The sequence below is a fragment of the Desulfuromusa ferrireducens genome (assembly GCF_055389805.1).
This window is the reverse complement of the sequence record NZ_AP042415.1, coordinates 983,853-1,008,033: the sequence shown is the minus strand read 5'-3', so window position 1 is coordinate 1,008,033 and position 24,181 is coordinate 983,853. Positions and strand designations below refer to the sequence as shown.

General features: G+C 54.3%; 24 protein-coding genes and 1 riboswitch. Of the genes, 14 read left to right on the top strand and 10 right to left on the bottom strand.

The window, feature by feature from the left end:
- Positions 1–49: 49 nt before the first annotated feature.
- Positions 50–2,596: a response regulator gene (locus ACZ5PT_RS04560; protein ID WP_464265625.1), complete on the bottom strand. Its 2,547-nt coding sequence runs from the start codon at positions 2,594–2,596 to the stop codon at positions 50–52.
- A gap of 264 nt (positions 2,597–2,860) precedes the next feature.
- Here ACZ5PT_RS04560 and ACZ5PT_RS04555 point away from each other — a divergent pair, with 264 nt between their 5' ends.
- The 4 genes from ACZ5PT_RS04555 (at position 2,861) to ACZ5PT_RS04540 (ending at position 5,997) form a co-directional block, all read left to right on the top strand.
- Positions 2,861–3,550, top strand: coding sequence for a response regulator (locus ACZ5PT_RS04555; protein WP_464265624.1), 690 nt, complete (start codon positions 2,861–2,863; stop codon positions 3,548–3,550).
- The gene (locus tag ACZ5PT_RS04550) at positions 3,547–5,337 is read left to right on the top strand and encodes a HAMP domain-containing sensor histidine kinase (protein ID WP_464265623.1); all 1,791 of its coding nucleotides are present in this window, start codon (positions 3,547–3,549) and stop codon (positions 5,335–5,337) included. Before ACZ5PT_RS04555 ends, ACZ5PT_RS04550 begins: the two co-directional genes overlap by 4 nt.
- Positions 5,338–5,556: 219 nt before the next feature.
- Entirely contained in the window at positions 5,557–5,871 is a 315-nt protein-coding gene (locus ACZ5PT_RS04545) for a rhodanese-like domain-containing protein (RefSeq protein WP_464265622.1), read from the top strand.
- A gap of 36 nt (positions 5,872–5,907) precedes the next feature.
- A complete protein-coding gene (locus ACZ5PT_RS04540) occupies positions 5,908–5,997 on the top strand; it encodes a rhodanese-like domain-containing protein (protein ID WP_464265621.1) in 90 nt (29 codons plus the stop codon).
- Between the two features lie 233 nt (positions 5,998–6,230).
- On the opposite strand, the gene ACZ5PT_RS04535 is transcribed toward ACZ5PT_RS04540, so the two are convergent.
- On the bottom strand, positions 6,231–7,175 hold the full coding sequence (locus ACZ5PT_RS04535) for a zinc ABC transporter substrate-binding protein (RefSeq protein ID WP_464265620.1): 945 nt from the start codon (positions 7,173–7,175) through the stop codon (positions 6,231–6,233).
- Between the two features lie 89 nt (positions 7,176–7,264).
- Here ACZ5PT_RS04535 and ACZ5PT_RS04530 point away from each other — a divergent pair, with 89 nt between their 5' ends.
- The 3 genes from ACZ5PT_RS04530 to znuB are packed head-to-tail and all read left to right on the top strand — an operon-like array spanning position 7,265 to position 9,313.
- Positions 7,265–7,759, top strand: a complete 495-nt coding sequence (locus ACZ5PT_RS04530) for a Fur family transcriptional regulator (RefSeq protein ID WP_464265619.1) — start codon at positions 7,265–7,267, stop codon at positions 7,757–7,759.
- Complete coding sequence (znuC, locus tag ACZ5PT_RS04525) at positions 7,756–8,520, top strand: zinc ABC transporter ATP-binding protein ZnuC (RefSeq protein ID WP_464265618.1); 765 nt, start codon at positions 7,756–7,758, stop codon at positions 8,518–8,520. The genes ACZ5PT_RS04530 and znuC overlap by 4 nt, the downstream gene beginning before the upstream one ends.
- Positions 8,510–9,313, top strand: a complete 804-nt coding sequence (gene znuB, locus ACZ5PT_RS04520) for a zinc ABC transporter permease subunit ZnuB (RefSeq protein ID WP_464265617.1) — start codon at positions 8,510–8,512, stop codon at positions 9,311–9,313. Before znuC ends, znuB begins: the two co-directional genes overlap by 11 nt.
- A gap of 30 nt (positions 9,314–9,343) precedes the next feature.
- Here the strand turns inward: znuB and ACZ5PT_RS04515 are convergent, their stop codons facing one another.
- From ACZ5PT_RS04515 to ACZ5PT_RS04505, 3 genes are read right to left on the bottom strand one after another with little or no spacing between them, the layout of a single operon-like run.
- Positions 9,344–9,553, bottom strand: a complete 210-nt coding sequence (locus ACZ5PT_RS04515; protein WP_464265616.1) for an RNA-binding S4 domain-containing protein — start codon at positions 9,551–9,553, stop codon at positions 9,344–9,346.
- A gap of 58 nt (positions 9,554–9,611) precedes the next feature.
- Entirely contained in the window at positions 9,612–10,343 is a 732-nt protein-coding gene (locus ACZ5PT_RS04510; protein WP_464265615.1) for a spermidine synthase, read from the bottom strand.
- A gap of 21 nt (positions 10,344–10,364) precedes the next feature.
- Positions 10,365–11,999, bottom strand: a complete 1,635-nt coding sequence (locus ACZ5PT_RS04505; RefSeq protein ID WP_464265614.1) for an ABC-F family ATP-binding cassette domain-containing protein — start codon at positions 11,997–11,999, stop codon at positions 10,365–10,367.
- A 258-nt stretch (positions 12,000–12,257) separates the two neighbouring features.
- A riboswitch (cyclic di-GMP riboswitch) is annotated at positions 12,258–12,336 on the top strand.
- Between the two features lie 73 nt (positions 12,337–12,409).
- Here ACZ5PT_RS04505 and ACZ5PT_RS04500 point away from each other — a divergent pair.
- Positions 12,410–13,504 carry a cytochrome c3 family protein gene (locus tag ACZ5PT_RS04500; RefSeq protein WP_464265613.1) on the top strand — a complete coding sequence of 365 codons (1,095 nt, stop codon included), beginning with the start codon at positions 12,410–12,412 and terminating at the stop codon, positions 13,502–13,504.
- A 158-nt stretch (positions 13,505–13,662) separates the two neighbouring features.
- Here the strand turns inward: ACZ5PT_RS04500 and ACZ5PT_RS04495 are convergent, their stop codons facing one another.
- The 3 genes from ACZ5PT_RS04495 to ACZ5PT_RS04485 all read right to left on the bottom strand — a co-directional run bounded on the left by ACZ5PT_RS04495 (position 13,663) and on the right by ACZ5PT_RS04485 (position 16,666).
- Positions 13,663–14,181, bottom strand: coding sequence for a GDYXXLXY domain-containing protein (locus tag ACZ5PT_RS04495; RefSeq protein ID WP_464265612.1), 519 nt, complete (start codon positions 14,179–14,181; stop codon positions 13,663–13,665).
- Positions 14,178–15,485 (bottom strand): DUF2157 domain-containing protein, encoded by a 1,308-nt coding sequence (locus ACZ5PT_RS04490; RefSeq protein ID WP_464265611.1) that lies wholly within the window; start codon positions 15,483–15,485, stop codon positions 14,178–14,180. Before ACZ5PT_RS04490 ends, ACZ5PT_RS04495 begins: the two co-directional genes overlap by 4 nt.
- Positions 15,486–16,198: 713 nt before the next feature.
- Positions 16,199–16,666, bottom strand: a complete 468-nt coding sequence (locus tag ACZ5PT_RS04485) for a hypothetical protein (RefSeq protein WP_464265610.1) — start codon at positions 16,664–16,666, stop codon at positions 16,199–16,201.
- 183 nt (positions 16,667–16,849) lie between these two features.
- On the opposite strand from ACZ5PT_RS04485, the gene ACZ5PT_RS04480 reads away from it, so the two are divergent.
- From ACZ5PT_RS04480 to ACZ5PT_RS04460, 5 genes are all read left to right on the top strand, one after another.
- On the top strand, positions 16,850–18,406 hold the full coding sequence (locus tag ACZ5PT_RS04480; RefSeq protein ID WP_464265609.1) for an acyl-CoA dehydrogenase family protein: 1,557 nt from the start codon (positions 16,850–16,852) through the stop codon (positions 18,404–18,406).
- Positions 18,407–18,614: 208 nt separating this feature from the next.
- Positions 18,615–19,067: a cyclic nucleotide-binding domain-containing protein gene (locus tag ACZ5PT_RS04475; RefSeq protein ID WP_464265608.1), complete on the top strand. Its 453-nt coding sequence runs from the start codon at positions 18,615–18,617 to the stop codon at positions 19,065–19,067.
- Positions 19,068–19,238: 171 nt separating this feature from the next.
- Positions 19,239–19,505: a hypothetical protein gene (locus ACZ5PT_RS04470; protein ID WP_464265607.1), complete on the top strand. Its 267-nt coding sequence runs from the start codon at positions 19,239–19,241 to the stop codon at positions 19,503–19,505.
- 31 nt (positions 19,506–19,536) lie between these two features.
- The gene (gene rsgA / locus ACZ5PT_RS04465; RefSeq protein WP_464265606.1) at positions 19,537–20,541 is read left to right on the top strand and encodes a ribosome small subunit-dependent GTPase A; all 1,005 of its coding nucleotides are present in this window, start codon (positions 19,537–19,539) and stop codon (positions 20,539–20,541) included.
- Positions 20,542–20,646: 105 nt separating this feature from the next.
- Entirely contained in the window at positions 20,647–22,884 is a 2,238-nt protein-coding gene (locus ACZ5PT_RS04460; RefSeq protein ID WP_464265605.1) for a diguanylate cyclase domain-containing protein, read from the top strand.
- Between the two features lie 26 nt (positions 22,885–22,910).
- On the opposite strand, the gene ACZ5PT_RS04455 is transcribed toward ACZ5PT_RS04460, so the two are convergent.
- Positions 22,911–23,210, bottom strand: coding sequence for an MTH1187 family thiamine-binding protein (locus ACZ5PT_RS04455; RefSeq protein WP_464265604.1), 300 nt, complete (start codon positions 23,208–23,210; stop codon positions 22,911–22,913).
- Positions 23,211–23,421: 211 nt separating this feature from the next.
- Between ACZ5PT_RS04455 and ACZ5PT_RS04450 the strand changes: the two genes are divergently transcribed.
- Complete coding sequence (locus tag ACZ5PT_RS04450; protein ID WP_464265603.1) at positions 23,422–23,670, top strand: hypothetical protein; 249 nt, start codon at positions 23,422–23,424, stop codon at positions 23,668–23,670.
- A 46-nt stretch (positions 23,671–23,716) separates the two neighbouring features.
- Here the strand turns inward: ACZ5PT_RS04450 and ACZ5PT_RS04445 are convergent, their stop codons facing one another.
- Positions 23,717–23,983 carry a DUF2917 domain-containing protein gene (locus ACZ5PT_RS04445; protein WP_464265602.1) on the bottom strand — a complete coding sequence of 89 codons (267 nt, stop codon included), beginning with the start codon at positions 23,981–23,983 and terminating at the stop codon, positions 23,717–23,719.
- Positions 23,984–24,181 lie beyond the last annotated feature (198 nt).

Here is a 24,181-nt window from a genome sequence, read left to right as displayed (position 1 = left end):
TAAAAACAAAAGGCTTGTCGGTTAGCGGCGAGCCTTTTGTTTTTGCGCTCTATCCATTCAAAACATCTTTAACCGCCCGACAAAGTTGTTCCATTGAGTAGGGCTTGTTGATGAAGCCTCCAGCACCAAGCTGCAGCGTCATTTTGACATCATTGTTTTCTGAATAGCCGCTGACCACGATTGCTTTTTGTGCGGGATACAGCTTTATGATTTCTTCGTAGGTCTGCCGCCCATTCATTCCAGGTTCCATGAGCATGTCTATCACGATTAAGTCCACCGGGGTTTCAGCGACAAAAGCAAGTGCTGCTTCACCGCTAGCGACAGTGTCGATCTTATAGCCCTTGGCTTCCAGCATCTGTCGGGCAATATCGCGCATATTCGGTTCGTCATCCACAATCAGAATACATTCACCATTGCTGTCAAGATTTTCGGACTCACCGACCTCGCTGCAAGCGACCTCCTTTGCTTCGCTTGCCGGGAAATAGAGGAAAAAGCTGGTGCCGCCGGCAGCGCTTTTGACAAATATTTTCCCGGCGTGATCTTTAACGGTATTCCAAACCACCGCAAGACCAAGCCCGGTGCCGCTTTTGCCCATGGCTTTCTTGGTGTAGAAGGGGTCGAAAATGTGTTCGATATCGGTTTTTGAAATGCCTGAACCCGAGTCCCGAACACAAAAGGCAACATAGTCGCCCGGTTCGATCGGATGTCCATCCCTGGTCTGCTCACTGACGCTTTCATTCCAGGTGTTGAGGGTAATATTGCCGCGCTCGTGAATTGCCTCAACGGCGTTGTTAACCAGATTCATCAGGCACTTTTTGATGTGCACCGATGATGCTGCAACCGGCTGCAGGTTGGCAGCCAATTCAGTCTGAATGATGATCTCAGGGAAGGAGGATTTCAATTTCCTACATTCCGGGGAATCCAAATACTCAGCGATCAAGACGTTGAGATTTAAAACCTCGCGCATGCTGGCGACGCCCTTGGCGACCGTCAGTAAATCGGCGACAATCGCCACCGCCCGTCTACCTGAGTCGAGAATGACCTGCAGCGGTTTGCGAATCTCACTGTCGGTTGGCAGGTTGCGCAACAGCAGTTCTGGATAGCCGGTGATTGCAGCCAGGATATTGTTCAAATCATGTGCGACGCCACCGGCCATCAAGCCGATCGCTTCCATTTTCTGCGCCTGCTGCAGCTGTTTTTCCAGCGCTTGTTTCTCTTTTTCCGCACGTATCTGCGCGGTGATGTCCTCTGAAATCCCCAGCAGGTATTCTGCCCTGCCGTGGGCATTTACAATCGGGATTTTGCGGGTGTGAAGTATTCTGTTGCCTTGGTGGCGGGTGTTTATCGATTCCGCCGGGATATCCAAAAATTTCCTGTTGGCGAGAACTTCGCGATCCTTCTCGGTAAAAAAAGCGGCATTCTGCGCCGGGAACAGGTCGTAATCATTTTTGCCGATTATTTCTTTGCTGGAATAACCGGTCAGCTCCTCTCCCGCTCTATTGAAACGGACAAAACGAAGTTCTTTGGCGTCCTTGACAAAAATCATATTGGGAATGTTATCGATGATGGTATTGAGGAAGTTTTCGTTTTCCTGCAGCGCCTTACTCGCCTGTTCGGCCCTCTCCCGTGCGTGTTCAATTTTGAACTGGGTCTGGGTCAGTCGGCGCAGCCAAGTGAAAATTCCGAGACCGGTCAGTACCGTAAGGAGCAATCCTGCGGTGCGAATCCATCTCTGGAAAGGTGACGTTCCCTCCCAACCGGCTTGTGGTACGGCTGCCAGTTGCCAGCGCCCCTCGGGCAGAAGCACATCCAGAAGGACAGGGTTTTGTTCAAAAACAGTTTGCTCACCATCGATAAAGTCACCCTCTTCGCCGAGACCATCGATGCCTCTGATGGCAACCCGGATATCCGCATGTGGACGGTAAAACCCCGCTGTTTTGAATAGGTGCTCCTTGTCGATGACAATGCTTGCCAGTCCCCAATAGCGTTTTTCCTGCCCCGCAGCCGCAGGGTCAATAAAAACCGGCGTCCGGCTGATAAATGCCGAGCCGCCTTGAATGAGGGAGACCGGTCCGGCGACCACGGTTTTCTTTGACGCGATCGCTTTTTTGACTGCTGGCCACTGGTTTTCATTTGTTTTATAGTTTAGGCCAATGGCTTGTTCATTGCCTTTGAGCGGATGGATAAAGGAGAGGATGTTGTCCGGTGCCAGGCCGATATTAATAATTGAGTTGCGATGGCGGAGCAAATTTGCTGAAAGTTGATGAAACGTGTCTTGGTCCAGATCGGGCTGGGTTTCGATATAGGCTATCAGCCCGCGGGTCAGGTAGAAGTTTGCATTTATTCTCGCCTCGAGCTCAGCCCGGAGCTGACTCAGATGGCCAAGCGTCGTCGAGCGCAGTTCCTGCTGGTAGCGTTGCTCCTCGATATGTTCGAACATAAGGAACAGCAGAGCGATGATCACACTGGCAAAGATGCCGGCAACCAAAGGGGGGGATTTGTACTTTGCCGCTGATTTTTGCATGTATTGTTGTGCTCTTGGTCGTGAATAGAGAAACGGTCTGCGTGGAGCAACGTTCATCAATTGCCTGGTCATGATTCTATCAGATAAGCAGGTCAGGACATTATAAAATTATCACTTTTTACTGTTGCGTCACGCCAGTTGTTTTATTGTTTGGACTGTGGTTTCAAATGTCCTGCGTCTTCTCGGTTAACAGTGAGGTGAAATCTCTGCTATTTTCTTGTCTAATGCTATGCAGGTCTCGGGACAGAATTATATTGTTTTGCTCAGCACGCTAACCAAATCCTAACAACCTCCCGCTATTCTCCGGGATTATGGCCAACGAATTGGGTGGGAACTATGAATAGCTGCAAAATCTTGGTTGTCGAAGACGAGGAGGATATCCTTGCGCTGGTGCATTATAACCTGGTCAAGGCTGGCTACCCCGTGGCGACGGCAACCAGTGGTGAAGAAGCGCTGCAGAAGGCACTGCAGGGAAAGCCGGATCTGATCGTGCTCGATCTGATGCTGCCCAATATCGACGGCTTTGAGGTCTGCCGACGGTTGCGCGCCGACGCCGAGATGTCCGAGGTTGCCATTGTCATGATGACCGCTAAGGGGGAGGAAGAGGATATCGTCGCCGGCCTGGAGCTTGGTGCCGATGATTACCTGACCAAACCTTTTAGTTCGCAGGTGCTGCTGGCACGGATAAAAGCGGTGTTGCGCCGTAAGCAAGCAGCAACCCAGCAGCAGAGCGAAGAGACGCTGGTGGTTCGTGACTTGAGCATCGATCAGGGGCGCAACCGGGTTGTTGCGGCCAATAAAGACGTGCAGTTGACGGTTTCCGAGTTCAAGCTGTTGAATAAGTTGGCGTCCCGAACCGGTTGGGTTTTCACCCGTTCGCAGTTGATCGATGCGGTCCACGGTGAAGGGTACGCCGTCACCGATCGGGCGATTGATGTGCAGATCGTTGGGCTGCGCAAGAAGCTTGGAGTCTGCGGAGAATATATCGAGACGGTCCGTGGTGTCGGCTATCGGTTCAAGGAGTGAGCTGGTTTTCGCTGCGCCGCAGACGCCTCATCTGGCAAATTTTCCCCCCATTTTTGCTGATCATCCTGATTGCCCTGGTGGCGGTCACCTGGATTTTTACCAACACCCTGGATAGCTTCTATCGCCAGGAGACCCGTCGCGGCCTTGAGGCGCAAGGTAAACTGGTTGCTGGCCAGATCAGGAATGTTTTGGCTTCTGGGGGCACCCAGGCGCTCGATTCCCTGAGTAAAAGTCTTGGCGAACAAGCCGGGACCCGCTTGACCATCATTCTGCCGGATGGGCGGGTGGTTGCTGATTCCGAAGAAATTCTGCTACGCATGGATAACCATGGTGATCGGCCGGAGATTCGCGTTGCCTTGGACGGTCGCATCGGCAGTGCGACCCGCTATAGCCACACCCTGCAGCAGGAGATGATGTACGTCGCTCAGCCGATTTACGCTCTCGATCGGGTGATCGGTTGCATCAGGACGGCTCTGCCGATCGCCAGAATCGACAAATCATTGGAAAAGGTTCTTTTTCAGGTGGTCAGCAGTGGCTTGTTGATCGCGCTTATTGCTGGCCTGATCAGTCTCTGGATGTCGCGCCGCATCAGTCGTCCCCTCGAGGAAATGAAGCGCGAGGCCGAGTGTTTTGCGCGCGGTGAACTGGATCGGCGTTTACCCGACTATAGCGGTGAAGAATTGGGCGGTCTGGCCGCTGCCATGAATCAGATGGCGGCACAACTGGATGACCGCATCCGCACCGTGGTGCGGCAGCGCAACGAACAAGAAGCGGTGCTGGCGAGCATGATCGAGGGGGTGTTTGCCGTCGATGATGCCGAGCGGATTATCCGCATCAACCAGGCGGCCGCCAACCTGCTTAAAATTGATATCGACAAAACCATCGGTCGCAGTATTCAAGAGGTGGTGCGCAAGCCGGAGTTGCAGGAATTTATTGCCGAAGCCTTGGCCAGCGAGGAAAAAATCGAGACCGATATGTTCCTTTTTCAGCAGGGCCAGGAGCGTTTTCTGCGCGCCCATGGCAGTCCGTTGCGCGGTGCCGATGGATTGAAAATCGGCGCTCTGGTGGTGGTCCACGATGTGACCCGGTTGCGGCGCTTGGAAAACCTGCGCCGGGACTTTGTCGCCAACGTCTCCCACGAACTGAAAACACCGATTACGGCAATCAAAAGCTCGGTCGAAACGCTGCGCGATGGCGCGTTGGACGATGCCGAGAGTGCCGAGCAATTTCTCGATATCGCCGCGCGGCAGACCGATCGTCTCAATGCGATCATCGAAGATCTGTTGACCCTCTCGCGGTTGGAGCGGGACGCCGAATCGGCTGAGATTGTCCGTCAGCAGGAGGTCCTGCGGCCGATTCTCGAATCCGCACTGCAAACCTGTGACTCGATTGCCGCCAGCAGAAACGTGCAGGTTAAGCTGTTTTGCTCCGATCAGCTGGTGGCTCGGGTCAGTGCTCCGCTTTTGGAGCAGGCGGTGATCAACCTGGTCGACAACGCCATCAAGTACAGCGGTGCCGAAGGAGCGGTTACCGTCGAAGGCTGGCAGGACGGTGGTCAGGTTAAAATCAAGGTGCAGGATCGTGGTCAGGGCATCGCCAAGGAACATCTGCCGAGACTTTTCGAGCGCTTCTATCGCGTCGATGCTGCTCGCAGTCGGGCGGTTGGCGGAACAGGGTTGGGGCTGGCCATCGTTAAGCACATTGCTCACGTCCACAATGGCAGCGTGACCGCCCACAGTACTCCCGGAGTGGGGAGCGTCTTTACCCTAAGTCTGCCGGTCTTCTGACTGGTAAATCGCAGCCAGAGTCGGGCCGAAAGCTCTCTTGCTCTCTCCTTGGCGCTCCCGCCCCCATTGAGCCAGTTCAGAAATAAATATAACTAAAACACTCATAAATACGCTTGCCCCCCTAGTGGTAGCGCTGCACAGCTGGTAACTTATCAATAAGGTCCGGTTTTGGATTGCTTTTTCGCTACTATTTTTAGCGCTACTTAAGGGGAGTAATAAATGAAACATCTTAAAATAATTGGTTTTTTGTTCTGCTTTGTTTTCGCTTTTGCGCTCTCAGGATTGGCCAGCCCGCCGGAACAGGCTCCGCAGGTGGCTGCTCCGGAGAATCCGACCCGGGTTACTGTTGCGCAGGTTCAGGAACGTCTCGCCCAAGGGGGACAGATTGTCTATATCGATGCGCGTCATGGCAATAGCTGGACATACGCTGATACCGTTATTGCCGGGTCCATTCACGTCGGCACCAGTCAGCAATTAGGGAAACTTCTGAAAACGTTGCCGATGGAAAGTTATATTGTTCCTTACTGTACATGACCGAACGAAGAGACCAGCGCCAGTCTGGCGCGTGCGATGATTAAAGCCGGTTATCAGCAGGTATATCCGTTAAAAGGTGGTTTGGCCGCGTGGAAAAAGGCCGGCATGCCGCTGACGGCTAAATAAAAGCTACTGGTTATCCACTGAAAGCACAGAACGCACGGAAAAATCTTGATCTTAGAAATTCAGTGTCTTCCGTGTTTTCAGTGGACAAAAACAGAAGAATTAACGCAACACCGAATTTTGGTGGAGCGAAGTAGATACCCAGATAAAAGCTTTGCTTGAATTGCCGGTCGGAGAACATCGATCGTCACTTAGTGCCCCCCATCCCGCTTATGCTGTCGGCAAGAGCGGGATTTTTATTGCAGGCCTTCCCGCAGATTGTCCGCCAAATCATTCAACAGCTGAAAATAGCTTTCCAGCCCCGGTGTCAGCTCCGCGCCGAGTGGGTCGAGAATGCCGGTTTTTGCCCCGGACCCTTCAATGATGGTTGCCAACAGCCGAGGTTTGAACTGCGGTTCGCTGAACACGCAGCGGGCCTGTAATTGCTTGATCTTTTCGCGCATCTGGCGAATCCGTTTGGCGCCCGGTTTGCGTTCCGGGTCGACGGTGATTGAACCGATGGCGTTGAGTTGATAGGCGGTTTCAAAATACTGATAGGCATCGTGAAAGACGATATAGGGGGTCCTTTTCACAGCTGCAAGTTTGTTTTGCAGCTGTGTATGCAGACGGTCAAGGCGCAGCTGTAGTTGTGCCGCGTTGCGTTGATATTGCTGCTGATGGTCGGGGTCAAGTTCGGTCAGGGTCGTCGCTATCGTGGCAACGATCTGCTTCGCCAGCAAGGGATCGAGCCAGAGGTGGGGATTCAGTTCACCACGCTCAACATGTTCAACGTGTCCGGCCGGCTCCGGGTGTGATTGATGGGTTTCCCAGTGGCCCCCCTCGCGGAGCGATAGGAGCTGTGGCTCAAAGGCGTCAACCAGCTCTAGTTTGCGGGCCTTCTGTCCCAGCGTTGATAGCGGCTTTTGCAAAAAACTTTCCAGCGAGTGGCCGACCCAGATGATCAGATCGGCTTGCGACAGGGCGCGTGCTTCCGAGGGGCGCAGCACGTAGCCGTGCGGTGAACCGCCGCCCTTGATCAGCAGTTGCGGCTGGGCGACTCCTTGCATCACTCCGGCAACCAGGGAATGAATCGGTTTAATACTGACGACCACCTGTGGTGCGCTTTGCTGGGCACTCCAGACGGGAGCGGCCAGCATTGTGCTGCAGGCCAACAGGATAAAAACCAGGACTCTTGTTTTCATTGGTGATGACTCCGACGCTTGAATTGACGAACCTATTTGAAACGTTATAATGTAACATTGTTAAAATCAAGTCCCGCTGGAGAAAATTTATGCCCGATTCGTCACCGCGACCGTTTAGTTGCAACGCTCAGGATCATCAAAACTGTATCGACACAGCCATAGCCACAGCCGAGGTCCTGTGTCAGCAGCGCAAGCAACGCTTCACTGCCATTCGCCGTCGGGTACTGGAACTGGTCTGGCAGCAGCATAAACCGATTGGCGCATATCAGGTTCTGGAAATTCTCCAGCAGGATGGTCGCACTGCGCCGCCTACGGTTTACCGGGCTCTCGATTTTCTCCAGCAGTTGGGGCTGGTGCATCGGATCGCGTCGCTTAACGCCTATATTGGTTGCGCCCATCCGGGCGAGCCGCACGACGGACAGTTTTTGATCTGTGAATCCTGTAAAGCGCTGGCCGAACTGGATGTGCCGGAAATCAACCGTGCCATTGCCCAGAGCGCTCTCGATTCCGGTTTCGAAACCCGCCGGCAAACCGTTGAGATTATGGGACTTTGCCCCAATTGTCGAAAAAGGAAGAGCTCGTGAGCGAATCTGCCAGCCTACTTGAATTCAAGGATGTCGATCTGATCCGTGGACCACGGCGACTGTTGGAGCACATCAGCCTGCAACTGAACCGCGGCGAAATTTTGACCATCATCGGTCCCAACGGTGCCGGCAAAACGACTCTGGTCCGGGTTGCCTTGGGCCTGATGAAACCGACCTCCGGGCAGGTGCAACAGCAGCCCGGAATCAGCGTCGGCTACATGCCGCAGCAGCTGCATATCGACCCGACCTTCCCGTTGACGGTAAAGCGCTTTCTGGCGATGACCGGAAAAAAACAGCGCAGTAAGGTTTTGGTATTGCTCGAAGAGGTGGGGGCGGGGCAGGTGCTTGATTCGCCCTTGCGTAACCTCTCCGGCGGCGAGATGCAGCGGGTGCTGCTGGCCCGGGCGCTGATGCGTAATCCCGATCTGCTGGTGCTCGATGAGCCGGTGCAGGGGGTTGATGTCCACGGGCAGATGGAGCTCTATCAGTTGATCGCCAATATCCGTGACCAGCGCAACTGCGCTATTTTGATGGTCTCCCACGATCTGCATCTGGTGATGGCTGCCACCGACCGGGTGCTCTGCCTCAACCGTCATATCTGCTGTAGCGGCACCCCGGAAGTCGTCACCAACGATCCCGCCTATCTGGAACTGTTCGGGCCGCAGGCGGTGCAACATCTGGCGGTTTATACCCATGACCGCAGCCATCGTCACGATGCCTGCGCCGACGGTTGCTGCAAGGAGCGTGAACATGTTGGATGATTTTCTGTTGCGCGCCCTGCTCGGTGGCCTCGGGGTGGCGGTTGTTGCCGGTCCCTTCGGCTCCTTTGTCGTCTGGCGGCGGCTGGCCTATTTTGGCGATACCCTTTCCCACTCGGCGCTGCTCGGTGTGGCCTTCGGCTTTCTGCTGCAGATCAATCTGACCTTGGGGATCATGGTCATCTGTCAACTCTTGGCAGTGTTGCTGTTTTTTGGCCAGCGGCAAAAACAGTTGTCCAGCGACACCCTGCTGGGAATCTTTTCTCACGGCGCGCTGTCGCTCGGGTTAGTGGTGCTGGCTTTTATGGAAGATGTGCGGGTCGATCTGCTGGCCTACCTGTTCGGCGATATTCTTTCTATCGGGTCGGCAGATCTGGCGTGGATTTATTGTGGCGGTGGTGTCGCCTTGGCCGGGCTACTCTGGCTGTGGAAACCCTTGCTGGCGATCACCATTCACGAAGATCTGGCGCGGGTCGAAGGGGTGGCGGTCGACCGGATCAATTGGGTTTTTCTCGCTCTGGTGGCGCTGACGGTGGCGGTGATGATGAAGGTGGTTGGTTTGTTGCTGGTGACGTCGTTGCTGATTATCCCGGCGGCCACCGCGCGGCGTTTTGCCAGTAATCCGGAAATGATGGCCGTACTGGCCAGTGTGCTCGGCTGTCTGGCGGTGTTCGGTGGCCTGTACGGATCCTATCAGTGGGATACCCCGGCTGGACCCTCGATCGTGGTCGCCGCCTGCCTGCTGTTCCTGCTCGGGTTTTTGTTGCCGGGGCGCTGGTTGCGCGGTTTGGATTGAGCTGTTGCCTGATCCGTTTCGAGTTAAGGATCAGATCACTTTGACTTGACGACCCTCGTACGCTGCGATTTGTCCGGGGCGGATTTTACAGCGTTTGCGCAGCTCGACCTGTCCATCGACGCTGACGTTACCATCGGCGATCAACATTTTGGCGCTGCCACCGCTGGGGGCCATGCCGACCAGCTTCATCAAATCGCAAAGAGCGACAAATTCACGCCCGTTCAGATCAAATTCTTCCATTGTTAGTTTTTCCCTTTTATAGATGCAAGTACAGTGCGGGCGACTCAGCGAGTCGCCCCTACCGTAATTCTTTGTTTCGTGTAGGGGCGACCCGATGGGTCGCCCGCTGACTTTTCACAGCTGTTTTCTTTTCCGCTACCCATACCGCGTGGCGATAACCGCCTTTTCCGGGCCGTTCGCAACGGACCGCAAAGCCAGCGGAAAGCAGACGTTTTTCGAAGTTCGCATCGGGGTTTTCGCCCCAAATGGCAAACACGCCGTCTTTTTTCAGCGCTTTGCGACTGCGTTCAATGGCGCGACTGCCGTAGAGCGGATCGTCGCGGCGGTCGGTTTTGGGATGCGGGCCGCGATAGAGATCGAAGATGATGGCATCGAAGCTTTCTGCGGGCGTTTGCTTGATCAGTTCGGCAACATCACCGATTTCGACCCTAACCCGTGGATCACCGGTTGCGCCCTCAGTCAGTTCGGCCAACGGGCCGAGGCACCACTCTTTGATGCGCGGATTCAACTCGGCGACCACCACTTCTGCCGTTTTCGGCAGTTCATCGAGGACCGCGCGCAGGGTAATGGCCATCCCCAGACCGCCCACCAGCACCCGTGGCTGCGGGTGGGTTTTCAGCTTGCGGCAGCCGAGCACCCCGAGCGCCATTTCCGAGCGCTGTGCCTTGCTGTTCATCAGCACCTGCGAACCGACGGTGATCAGAAAATCGCCTTGCCCGCGCTTTCGCAGCTCCAGTGTTCCTTCATCCTCGGTCTCAAAGCGGTCGAGGACTTCCCAGGGCAGTGCCATGACTTGTCTCCAGTACCCTGCTTACAGTTTCAGGGCAGCTTCACCCTTAAAGTGGTCAGCGCGCATCTTCGCAACTTCGCTGCTTTCCAGATATTCATCGAAGGTAAACATCCGGTCGATATAGCCTGATGGGGTGAATTCGACGATCCGGTTGGCCACCGTGGAGAGGAACTTATGATCGTGGCTGGTAAACAGAATGACTTCCGAATAGGCGATCAGACCGTTATTGAGCGCGGTGATCGACTCCAGATCAAGGTGGTTGGTCGGCTCGTCAAAGACCAGCGCATTGGCTTCGGTGAGCATCATTTTTGACAGCATGCAGCGCACCTTCTCGCCCCCGGAGAGAACACTCGATTGCTTTTTCGCCTCTTCGCCGGAAAATAGCATGCGGCCTAAAAAGCCCCGGGCAAAGCTTTCTCCTTCACTGGGCGCGTATTGCAACAGCCAGTCGACCAGATTCATGTCATTTTTGAAGTAGCGACTATTGTCGATGGGAAAATAGGCCGGGGTGATGGTTACGCCCCAGCGGAAGCTACCGCTGTCTGGCTTAAGATCGCCTTCGAGAATTTGAAACAGGGTGGTTTTGGTCAGACTGTCGCCACCGATAAAGGCGATCTTGTCCCCTTTATTGACGGTCAGGCTGAAGTTGTCCAGTACTTTGACGCCGTCGATAGTTTTGCTCATATCTTTGATTTCAAGAATGACGTCACCGCAGACCCGCTCCGGCTTAAACACCACAAAGGGGTATTTTCGCGATGAAGTCGGCATGTCTTCGATGGTCAGTTTGTCGAGCAGCTTTTTCCGCGAGGTTGCCTGCTTGGCCTTGGAGGCGTTGGAGGAAAAACGCTGGATAAATGCTTTGAGATCATTGGCCTTGTCGGTGACCTTGCGGTTCTCTTCCTGCTTTTGATGCAGGGATAGTTGGCTGGCCTCGTACCAGAAATCGTAGTTACCGACATAGACGGTAATCTTGCCGAAGTCGATATCGGCGACGTGGGTACAGACTTGGTTGAGAAAGTGCCGGTCGTGAGAGACGACAATGACGGTATTGGTAAAGCGGTCGAGAAAATCTTCCAGCCAGGCGATCGATTTCAGATCCAGGTGGTTGGTCGGCTCATCAAGCAACAGGATTTCGGGATTGCCGAACAGCGCCTGAGCCAGCAGCACCCGCACCTTTTCGCCGCCTTCGAGCTCTTTCATTTTCTTCTGCCGCAACTCTTCGGGAATGCCGAGACCATTGAGCAGCACCGCTGCTTCCGACTCGACTTCGTAGCCATTCATTTCGGCGAATTCGGCTTCTAGCTCGCCGGAACGGACACCGTCTTCATCGGTAAAATGCTCTTTTGCGTAGATCGCTTCACGTTCGGCCATCACTTTGAAGAGGCGTTCGTGACCCATCACCACCGTGTTGAAAACCGTCTCTTCGTCAAAAGCGAAGTGATCCTGCCGCAACATGGCGATCCGCTCACCGGCAGCAACCGAAACGGTACCTTTGTCGGCTTCTATTTCACTGGCGAGAATTTTCAGAAAGGTTGATTTGCCGGAGCCGTTGGCGCCGATCAGACCGTAGCAGTTACCGGGGACGAACTTTATATTGACGTCTTTAAAGATGACGCGCTTGCCGTAAGCAAGGGCCACATTGTGTGCGCTGATCATGGTTGTAACTTCCTTTTAAACAAAGAAAAACCACAAGGGTGGTCCCTGTGGTTGGGGTGCGCTGAGGTTGTATCATTGATCGGGGGGTGGCTGCAATAAGATTGTGGTTCTATTTCAGGTATATAGAGTTTCACTGTCGGTTTTAACCATATGGGGAAGGCTAACTAATTGCTCCCAGATGATGACATTGGGATAATCCCCCGACCCATGACTTGATAGGTCGGCGGCGAGTGGTATAAATTAAAGTGAGCATGTTAATCCCGACAAAGCCTACCCTTCTGCGAGGAAGGGACGGAAAGCAACGGGTCTTTGTGACAAAGATGGCCGAGCTGCCGAAGGATAAATAATCCTTATGGCATGCTCGGCCTTTTGTTGTTTTTGGCCCAACCAGATCCGAAAGGGGTTTCAGGATGAAAAACGGAGGAAAAGTCGCTCCCATTATCCTTCTGGCAATTTTCGTGCTGGCAATGTCCTCTAGCAATAGCGTGTTCGCCGAGGTAGGCGGTTCCTGCGTCAGCTGCCACACCATGCATAACAGTCAGGACGGCGTCGACATGTTGCGCGACAGCGACAGCTTGACGCCGAACAGTGCCTTGCTCCGCGCCAGCAGCTGCCTCGGTTGCCACGGAGACAGCACGGTCAGCAACGGCAACTGGACTGTAGATTTCCGATCCCCCCAGGTCGACGCCCTCCCCGGTCGGGAACTGGCCGGTGGTTCTTTCTACTGGGTGATGAACGGCGAGGACGCCAAGGGACATAACGTAGTCGGCCTGGCAGACCAGGACCTGGCGGCCTTCGGCCTTACCCCTCCAGGGTGGGACCCGAACTTCACCGACCCCGACAACGCCCAGATCGCTGCTGGGCAGAACATCTGGACCAGCCAGCTGACCTGCGCCGGCAGCGTCGGCTGCCACGGTAACCACGAGGAAAATGGCGTCGCCATAGACGATCAATTCGCCGCCATCAGAGGCGGTCACCACGACGACGCTCTGCTCGGTTATCGCATGCTCAACGGCATCGAGGGCTTTGCGGATGACGATTGGGAATGGACCAAGGATGACACTGACCACAACCAGTACAAGGGGTCTTTTGGAAACCAGGAGGACAAGACCACCATCAGCTACCTTTGTGCCGAGTGCCATGGTAAATTTCACACCGCCTCTGATCTTAACGAGACCGGTAGCTCCCCCTGGCTGCGCCATCCGACCGACATCGACATGAACGGCCTTCCCGGTGAATACCAGTTCTATAACGGTGGTACAGGTGCGGCCAACCCTTATAGCGTCGTCGCCCCCGTGGCCAGCACCGACGTAACGGCCATAAAATCGACCGTGTTCGTCAGCGACGGCGATGCCATCGTCACCTGCGTCTCCTGCCACCGCGCCCACGGCTCCGAGAACGACGACCTGATGCGCTGGGCCTACAATACGAGCGACTCCCTGATGAAGGCCGGCAGTGGTGCCGGCAATGTCGGTTGCTTCATCTGCCACACGACAAAGAACTAAATTCAGACGACAGGTTTCTTTGTCGTCTTTGGTGAGTCACGGCCGAGCCCTTTTCGGGGGACCGGCCTTTTTTCTCCCCGGCAAGCCGCACAAGCAACTGAAGCCCGAGGAGCATATCAAAAAGGCGAAAAGGCTCCGACCGCGGCCTTCAATTACGCTCATTCTCCAACCACATCCTTAAGCCGCGCCTTGCCGCCACTCGAAACCATCAGCACCGCAACGCCGCCATCTCTTAAATCGCTCTCTAGCTGCAAAGCTTTTTCCTTCGCGGCAAAAAAAGCTTCTATACCGTACTTGATGCGGAAATAGCTGACGTTTTCTTCGTAGCGACGATTTTCTATCCGGCCGCGCAAAAAAATGCCGCTGTCCGGTTGCTCCAGCGTGACGTCGGCATACTGGAAAAGGCCATCCTCTCCCGGGTGGAGAATGACGAACACCACTTCGCCGTTACGTAACTCCTTGCTATCGGCAAATTTAGCCGTTTCCAGCTGCGAAATATCATAACGCAGCCGCGCGTAGTTGCCGCGAAACAGAGAGCGGGGATCGACCGGGATGGTTTTTATTTTGATTTCCGTGCCGGTCCAGATTGGTAGCGCGGCACTGACATACATGCCGGTTAGCACCAGAAACTGAAAGACAATCGCCGCAATCAGGGCCGCTACAATTTTTTTGTTCATACCGTCCCCCCTGGTACCTGACAGCGCTGCCAGTACTTGGCCGCGCCGAGCAGCAAGACGGCGAAGACCATAAACAGCAGCGCGCCGCCGAGGTAATCACCGATCAGATCGACATAACGCATAAAGGCCGTCAGCAGGATCGCGGTGACGCCGAGGAAAAAGTAGTGGGAGATGCCGCTGTGGATGCCCCGGATAATCAACCCGATGCCGACGGCGATCAGCACCAGATTGTAGGTGATCTGAAAATAGACGGCGTGCCCGCCATCACCGGAAAACAGCACCGCGATCAGGGTCGACAGATAAAAGGGCAGCAGGCAGAGCAGGATCTTGAGCTTCTGCACCCGGTAGGCCAGGGATAACGAGATGATAGAAAAGAGGGTGACGATAACCAGCATCGACAGTTGTTGATCCCAGTTTGCCTTGATCAGTTCTCGCCACGGGTCTTCGAAACTCATCACCAGCATGAAGATCAAGCCGAAGCGCAGACTCCAGACCGCCAGTACGGCGCCATAGTCCTTGGCGACTGCAGACGGCCGTTGCGCCAACCAGTGACTGAAGACATAGGCGGTGATGAACATGGCGGTACTGACGGCAAGATGCTCGGCATGAAAGTCGAAGTGACGGCCGGCACGCCAGAGTTCGGCCAAACTGTATTCGATCCAGCAGCCGATACTGGCAACGGTGGTTAAAAACAGCAGGATGCTCTGCGGGCCGCGATAAAGCACCAGCAACGCAGCGAGGATAAACAGCGGAAAGAGCGCCGGGTAGAAACCCATCTCCAGTTCGAGGAAAAACCAGATCAGCGCCAACACCGAACTCTGCAGCGTCAGCCAGGGACTGCGCAGCAGCACGCCGATCGGCAGACAGCCCAAGGCCCACCAGAAAACGCCGTCCGGCATGTGTTCACCGAGGTGGTAGATCTGGGCGATGAGAATTATCGAGGCGCCGAAAAACAGGTTGCCGAGCAGGAATATTCCGCCGGCCGCGTGTTGCTGACCGCTCAGATATTTGCGCAAGGCAACGCCTTGCGTCGTCATGGTTAAAAGAATCAGCCCCCACATACGCACCGCGCGTGGAATAGCGTCCCAATTGCCACCGATCAGGGTGATAAGCGACAGGCCGATGAACAGCGCCGCCAGACCGACTAGAATGGCGTAGGTCAGGGAGCGATTCTTGGTTTGCTGATAATCGATGTCGTAGCGGTGACAGATTTGCTCGGCCTGCGCCTCCGAGATGAGTTCTTCATCGACCCATTCAGCTGCTTCTCTGGCGAGGTCACGTTTCAGTAAGCGGATTAAGCGCATGCAGCGTCCTTAACGGTTGGGGCGGTAATCCTCAAATAAAAAACCACTCAAGCGGGCACAGCCGGTCAAGTGGTTTACGGGCAGTTCTCAGATAGTCAAAAATCATCACCTTCCCCCTGAAATGTGAATCAATTCTCAGTAACTTACGTGGCCGACCGATGCAAGTCAAGAATCGAGCACTGTTGCGACCGGCTGATGCGTGTCTCCAGTGCATAACGCGCCATTTTACTGGCTATTTTTACAGAAAACACCCATGACACTGTTCCAAAACCACACCCGAAGATTTTTTTACAATTATTATTGGCTCTCATGGGAAGCGTCTACGATGTTATTACCAATAGTTAAGTTGAATTTCGTTTTAAAAACAGGGTTTTACGGATTTTAGCCTCTTGACAGGAAAACCATCAACAACTTACCTTAAATATAAATTACTCACATCACTGTGAAGAGGTGACGGCATGATTTCTTTATCCGCAGCAACTTTGTTCGTTGCAAAAAAGGCCAAAAACTTAATCCGGACTGTGGTTCTTCATGAAATGAAGAAGAGCGCGGCAGGCTGGGGTTTGCATAACGATGACCTGTTCCCGGGCACAAAATCGGAACCGGTGGTTAGGTTTAACGTTTCCCGTCGCAGACTACGGGTTCGAAAGCACTAAACAAAAATGGCGGCCACTGGCCGCCATTTTGCGTTAATGTAAAGAGCAGAAGCCAACCTACGAAGCAAGCTCTGCCGCCAGCGTTTCGACGACCTTGATATCCTCTTCGGCAAATTCCTCGACCCACAGTGCCGTTGTCAGGTAGAGCCTGATAAAGGGCGAATCCTGAAAGCTGTTTGCCAGTTGCGCGTAAATATTCAGCTTGGTCTGCGGCTCTTCGTTGCCGGCCGCCTCCAGCAGTTCGAGATACTGGTCATTAATCTCTGGTGCCAGTTCGGTAAAATAAGCTCCCAGCAGGTCCATCGCCAAGTGGCCGTCTTCGGCTTTAAACAGTACGGCGTCGAAGCGCGAACCTGATCCCGCTTTACGATTAACTAGGGATTCTTGGCGAAAATTTTTCAGGCCGGCAGCTTCAACCCAGCGGGAGAAAATGAATGGTTGTTTTTTGGCGCATGAGCGACAAACTGCGGCCTTTTTGTTTTCCGCAAGCCCTTCCCAGGCTTGAATGACTGATGTGGGAACCATCGCTTGGTACCTTTCCTCTAAAATGAAAAAATCACTACTTTTATCTTCCGCGTACTATGCCATCATCGAATCTGCAGAACAAGCTGAGATTGTTGTTGCCGGGCAGGTCTTGATGATCAAGTAATCAGCGCTACAATTGGAACTTGCCGGTGATCGTCACTTTTTCTTTCCGAGGCACACGCAATGAATTCATCTGATGAGCGCAACACACCGCTAAAATCGGAACAGGTCGATAGTTCCACTCCTTTTCCAGAGTTTCTAGCGACCTTCAAGGCGAGTCTGAAAAATGTCTTTCACCAGCGTGAAGATCTCGATCAGCTCAGTATCAGCCGCGGCCTGCCGCCCTATGTGTTGCGGGAGATTATGGCCAGTAGCCCTTTTTCGACCTTTATTCCGCAGACACAGGGCGGTCGCGGCGGCCATCTGCATGAAGGGGTCGCGCTGGTCGAAGCGGCCTCTTACGAATCGCTGGCGCTGGCGCTGGTCTTCGGTATCAACTGGGCGCTGTTTATTCAGCCGGTGAGCAAGTATGGCCAGCCCGCAGCTCGTGATGCCGTGTTGAGCGATTTTGTTCAGCACCGCAAGATGGGCGGGCTGATGATCACCGAGCCGGATTATGGCAGTGACGCGCTGCATATGCAGAGCTCCTGGACGCAGCAGGGCGATCATTGCCGTCTGCAGGGGACCAAGCATTGGGCGGGGTTGACCGGTTGGGCCGATTACTGGCTGCTGACCGCGCGGCGGCGCAACGAAAAAAAAGGGCTCGCCCGCGATATCGACTTTTTTATCTGCGATGCCAACGCTCCGCAGCAGCGGGTGGTGGTCGAGGAAAAATTCAATAACCTCGGCCTGTACATGATTCCCTACGGTCGCAATCGGATCGATGTTTCGCTTCCGGCGACGCAGCGTTTGCAGCCGCACAGCACCGGGATCAAGATGATGCTCGATTTGCTGCACCGCAGCCGCATGCAGTTCCCGGCGATGGCGATGGGCTTTCTCTCCCGAATTCTGGATGAGGCGACCCGCCATTGTCGGCAGCGACAGGTCGGCGGCAAAAGTTTGTTCGGTTACGATCAGGTCCAAGCACGGCTGGCGAAGCTGCAGTCGGCGGTGACCATCTGTTCGGCCATGTGTATCAACACCTGTGAGCGCGCCGGGCTGGAGAACAATCTGGCTGCGCAGGGTCTGGAGGCGAATGCGGTCAAGACCTGTATCACCGATCTGATGCAGGAGGCGTCGCAGTCGCTGCTGCAACTGGTCGGCGCCAAGGGCTACCGGATCGATCATTTTGCCGGCCGGGCGACCGTCGACAATCGACCGTTTCAGATCTTCGAGGGTTCCAACGATATCCTCTACATCCAGATCGCCGAAACGCTGCTCAAGCAGATGAAGCTGGCCAAGGAAAAGCAGTTGTTTCGTTATTTGCAGCGTTTTGAGCTGACCCAGCGTGCCTGTGAGCTTCTGAAAGGGCGGCTTAGTTTTGAGCTGGATGTTCAGCTGCCGCAACGTAAGCTGACGACCTTGGGGCAAGTGGTCAGTCGCATTGTGGTGCTGGAGATGGTTTTGACCCTCGGTGACAGGGGCTTCAGCCCGGAGCTTATTGCTGGCTGTCTGACCGATCTGCAACAGGAAATTGCCAGCTTGTTGACCAGCTATCGGATTGAAAATCGTACCGAACTGAGCGACCCGGATCAGGGACATCCCTCCTGGCGGGGTTTTTGTCGTCCAGCGGCACCCTGAGGGTGTTCCGTCACTCCCCCGCGGCCTAGCCAGAATGACCACATGACGGTCATTCTGGCCCAACGGCAGCGACGGATATCGCCAACCATTGGCTACGGATCGAGCTAAGCTGCAGAGATCGCGACCCTTCCCCGGTATACGGAATTCCGCCTAAAACAGGCACCTTTATTGCTCCTTCAACCGACCTTGATCGGTTGAAGGAGTTTTTGTGAAACAGTTTAACGGTTTGGAGCAGGTTGATTTCCTGCGTGAGGTGCCGGTACAAGTGCTGGCACAGCTTCGTCAGTTTGCGCAAGAGTGCCGCTTTGCTGCTGGAGAAATTATTTCGGCACAAGGGGGAGAGGCGAACTTTCTTTATCTGCTCCTTGAAGGTGAGGTGGAGGTGGTGCAGACCGATGCGGAAGGTTTTGAGCATCGGATTGTGACCCTTGGTCAGGGCGAAATCTTTGGTGAACGGGCACTGCTGATGGAAGATCGGCGCTCGGCCGATGTCATCGCCGCTGGCGAGGTGCGGGTTGCCAGACTGCCCTGGCCGGCTTTGCGTGCGCTGATGCAGCAGTATCACAGTTGTACGACAACCTCTGTCGGCGGCTGGCGCATCAGCTGGGCAATTGGAGCATACGCCAGCAACAGGATGAAAAAGAGGCGCGCGAACTACTGACCAATTTGGTCGGCTGGCAGGTATTGCCTGAATTTGACAGCTTTCCCGGCGTCAGTCAGTGGGCGCGTGAATTGAATCAGCCGATCTCGCAACTCGCCAAGGATCAGCAGCATGTGCTGGTGCAGGGGGAGCGGGGCACCTGGAAAGAGTTGGTCGCCCGGATTATTCGGCTTGTTTTTTCGCGAATTGCTGGAGCAGGGCCCTGTGCTGCTGGCGATGCTGTTCGGCACTGGCTGGGCTCAAGAACATCTGCCCGCCGGCCAGCTCAATCTTGGCACGCTGAATATTTTGATGCCGCTGCTGCTACTGGTCGGTCTCGGTTTTTCCTGGTTTTTGTTGCAGCGGTTACTGCAGCAGCAGCCGGGCTCGGCCGGTGGATGGATGTCAGCGCGGCTGTTGCTACTGACTTTAGGAGTTTTTCTGCTCTGGCTGGTATGAGCGGAGCAGTTTTCATGCTAATCTTGCCGGCATGACTCTTGATGATTGGGGCTGGACCCCGCGATTTGCTGAAAAATTTGTTCCTTGGGCCAAGCACGGCTACCTGCCAGCGCGGGTGATCCGGGGTGAGAAGAATTACTATCGCGTCTGGACGGCGACCGGTGAGTTGACCGTGCGTTTCGCCGGGAAGATGCGCCACAGTGCTGGCGGCCGCGCTGATCTGCCAGTCGTTGGTGACTGGGTGGCGGTCGAGCCGCAACCGGGTCAACGTGGCCTGATCCATGCCCTGCTGGAACGCAAAAGCTCCTTCGCTCGCAATCTTCCGGGCCGCCGTAAAGGCAAGGGGCAGGAGCGGATTGAGCAGCAGGTCATCGCCGCCAATGTCGATCTGGTGCTGATTGTCAGCGGTCTCGAACGCGATTTCAACCTGCGCCGCATCGAGCGTTACCTGACCCTGGTCGGCGGTAGTGGGGCCGAGGCGGTCGTGCTATTGAACAAGGCCGATCTTTGCCCCGATCCACAACTCTGCTTGCAACAGGTTGAGGAAATCGCCTCGGGCGCCCCGGTGCATATTTGTACCGCTGTTGAGCCCGATCAATTACAGTTTCTCTTCGACTATCTGTCTTGCGGCCGGACCTTGGCGATGCTCGGTTCCTCCGGGGTCGGCAAATCGACGATTTTAAACGGTCTGCTCGGCGAAGAGCGGCAGAAGGTTGGCGAGATCAACGAAACCATCGGCCGGGGACGGCACACCACGACCCACCGGGAACTGTTCCTGATGCCGGAGGGTGGTATTTTGATGGATAATCCCGGCATGCGTGAGTTGCACCTCTGGGGTGATGAAGAAGATTTGAACGAGTCGTTTACCGAAATCGAGACCCTGGCTAGGGGCTGTCGCTTCAGCGATTGTGCCCACAAGGCTGAACCTGACTGCGTTGTTTTGGCGGCGGTCGAACGGGGGGAATTGAGTGCGCTGCGCTTGGAGAGTTACCACAAGCTCAAAGAAGAGTTGTCCAATCTGCAGCGCCGACGTTGATTTTATCCACTGAATACGGCATAATTACTAACCGTTTCTGTAAGATATCCAATCAATATATGTACTTTTTTTGAAAATAGTCATGCCATCACTTCGGGGGGCTTGTTGCGCTGGACTGCTTTTATCTTTCTCGGATTATTCCTGTACCAGCCTTCTCTGGTCGCTGCGGCTGAAGTACGCGTTGGTATCGACAATAACCCGCCCTTGGCGTTTGTCGATGACAGTGGTCAGGGCGATGGACTGGTTCCTGAGCTGCTTGAGCAGGTTGCGCGCAAGCAGGGTTGGCAGCTCACCTTTGTCCCCTGTTTGTGGCAGCAGTGTCTTGACCAGCTGGAAACGGGTGAAATCGATCTGCTGCCGGTTATCGCTTATACCGAAAAACGCGCGGAAAAGTACCGTTTTATCGATGAAACGGTGGTCACCAACTGGGGGCAGGTCTACCAACGTCCCGGCGACAAGTATGATTCCATTCTCCAACTTTCCGGTCGGCGCCTGGCGGTTTTAAAAAAAGACGTCTATTACCTCGCTGAGCAGGGGGTGCGACAGGTTGCCGAAAACTTTGGCATCGATATTGAGTTTGTCGAGGTTTCCAGCTATCAGCAAGCGTTCCATCTGCTGGCCAGCGGTGAAGTAGATATGGCTTTGGTCGGCCGTATTTACGGTCTTAGGGCGCAACAACAGTTCGATCTCTTGCCGACACCGATCATCTTCCAGCCGATCCAGGTCCGTCCGGCGTTTTCCCACAGCAGCTCCCCCGCACTGGCGACTGAATTTGATCAGCTGCTCGGACAATGGAAGAAAACCACCGGTTCGGTTTATTTTCAGCTGATTGATAAGTGGTTGGGTGACACCTCAGCAGCAACCGTTCCTGTCTGGATCAAAGGGCTTTTCACGCTGCTGGCGGCAATCCTTTGCGTGATGTTCCTGATGACCTATTGGGCGCGCCGCCAGGTTGGAATCAAGACGGGTCTATTGGCAGAGAAGAATCGACAGCTGGAAAATGAGCTGATCGAGCGGAAATTGGTCGAAGTTGAGTTGCGAGAACGGCAACAGCAGTATCGGGTGTTGTTTGAAGAGACCCAGGCGATCATGCTGCTGATCGATCCGAAAACGGTCGAGATAGTTGATGCCAACCCGGCAGCCTGTTCTTTTTATCAGTATCCCAGGGACAGGTTACGGGGGATGAAAGTTGCGCAGCTCAATGGCTTGAGTTGTGATTTAATTAAACAGAAGGCCACGGAGGTCGAAGCGCGCCAGCTGCAACAGTTTGAATTGGAACACTGGCTGGGCAACGGTGAAAAACGGGTTGTCGAGGTCCAGAGCAGTCCGATTGTTGTTGCCGGTCGTTCGCTGATCTGCTCCATTGTCCGCGATATCAGCCAACGAAAAATTGCCGAACGAGAGATTGAAGAACGGAATGTTTTTCTTCAATCGGTCATCGATGGGGTCACTGACCCGCTGCTGGTCATTGATTTTGACTACCAGGTTCTGCAGATGAACGCGGCCGCCCGCGAACAGTTGGAACCACATCTTGCGGCACAAGAAGGACTGACCTGCCATCAGGTGTCCCATGCTTCGCTGGTCCCTTGCGATGGGGAAAGCCATCCCTGCCCAATCAGGCAGGTTAAGGAAACCGGTCAGGCGGTGACAGTCATCCATAACCACATCCACAATCAGAAGATGCGGCTCGTCGAGTTGAACGCCTCACCGCTTTACAACGCCGATGGCAGCTTTTATGCGGTGATTGAAGTCGCTCGGGATATCACCGAGCGGCAGCAGGTTGAAGATCTATTGAGCGAAAATGAAAAACGCCTGCATCATCTGGCCCATCACGATCCGCTGACCGATCTGCCGAATCGCTTGCTGTTTGAGGATCGTCTCAAGCACGCCTTGAGCAAGGCACCACGGAGCAGAAAACAGGTGGCGCTGTTTTTTCTCGACCTAGATCATTTCAAGGACGTCAATGACAACCTCGGTCATGACTATGGGGATTATTTGTTGATCGATGTGGCAAATCGGTTAAGCAGTTGCGTGCGTGAGGGTGATACCGTGGCGCGGCTTGGCGGTGACGAATTTCTGGTGCTGCTGGAGGAAATCGATTCGATCGAGATGGTCGAGGCGATGGCAGAACGGATCTGCAGCGCGCTGACTCATGAGCTGACCCGCGATAACTATCATCAGCGGGTCAGTGCCAGCATCGGCATCAGTATTTATCCTGAAGATGGTACCAACGGTCAGGAATTGATGCGCAAAGCCGATCAGGCGATGTATCAGGCTAAGGGTAAGGGTAAAGCCAATTACCAGTTTGCCTCTTCACCGCAGGGGCATCTTAATTTCGATTGAGATCCCTTTCTTTTTGCCAGTAAAAATCAATTCAATTTATCAGCAACACTGCGCAGCTTGTCTTCCATCGTTTGCTCGCGATCAACGCGACTGCCCAATTTGATGGTGGTGCTGATCCGCGGCGCTCCGGCGGCATGGATCTGCTCATGGCAGGCGCGAATCGCAGCGAAGACTTGATCGTATTCCCCTTCGATATTGGTCCCGTAGGCGTGCATGCTGATTTTCAGTCCGGCCGCCTCGAGGATTTTCTGACAGAGTGCGACATATTTTGAAACCGAGACCCCGACGCCCAAGGGGACCACACAGAGATCGACAATTACCTTCATGGCAAAGCTCCTTCATTGAATAGATTGCTGGATAAGGTTGCAGTATAGCCGGTTGCTGGGCGAACTGCTAATTGAAGCGGGCGACTATAATTTTTTGTCGGAACTAGGTTATAATGAGGGCGTAGTTACGTTGATGCGGGACGGTGCTTCAGGTTCTGCTACTTTACATCTCAGGCCCTGAAGTTACGTTGTCCGCAGAAAGGAGAACGTTATGAACAGGACTGATTATAAAGGGATGCGGCAGTTGTTTGACGATGGCAATATGATCTGGGTCGAAAATCAGATGAATCACGCCAAGGGGCGGGTGGTCGGATTTGAGCCGGATATGCTTGAGGTTGAGGTCGATAAGCACTGTGAACGCTGGAACATTGATGTTTGTATCGAAATGACCCATGGCTACAAGGTTGATTACGCGGAAGTGCTAAAGCACCCGCACGAGTTCGATACGCATCTCGATTAGCGGTAATGAAGCAGGGCGGGTTCACTGAATTTGAGTCCCTGCCCTGTCAGTTGTTGCAGGCGAGCTGTTGCCAGCGAACCCCGTGGTTGTTTTTGGACGGGGCGGTAGTCAGTATCAGTCGACAGTCTTCGGTGGCGGTCACAATCAGATGGCGGTGTTCGCACGCTTTGAACTGCTCGCCGGCGCGCAGAATATGGTCGCGGTCGTCGCCGGTTTGCGTCAGCCAGCAGGTTCCCGCCTGACAGGTCAGACTGAGTCCGCGCGGGTTTGCGCCGAGGTCGAGCAACTCATATTTGTTTAATAGTATTTCCATGTCTGCCTCCCGTTATCTCTGCCGATTTGATGGCTCCATTTCACCGCAATTTTGATTTCCCCACAAGATACAGAGCTTTACTATTGTGACCATCACAGATAGAGTGTTTTGCAACTGTGTCTGTCGATGTAGCGGGGAACTGTATCTGGTTGAGCTCTGGGCAAAGTGCTAAGACTGACTCCGGACTATCAAAGTTTT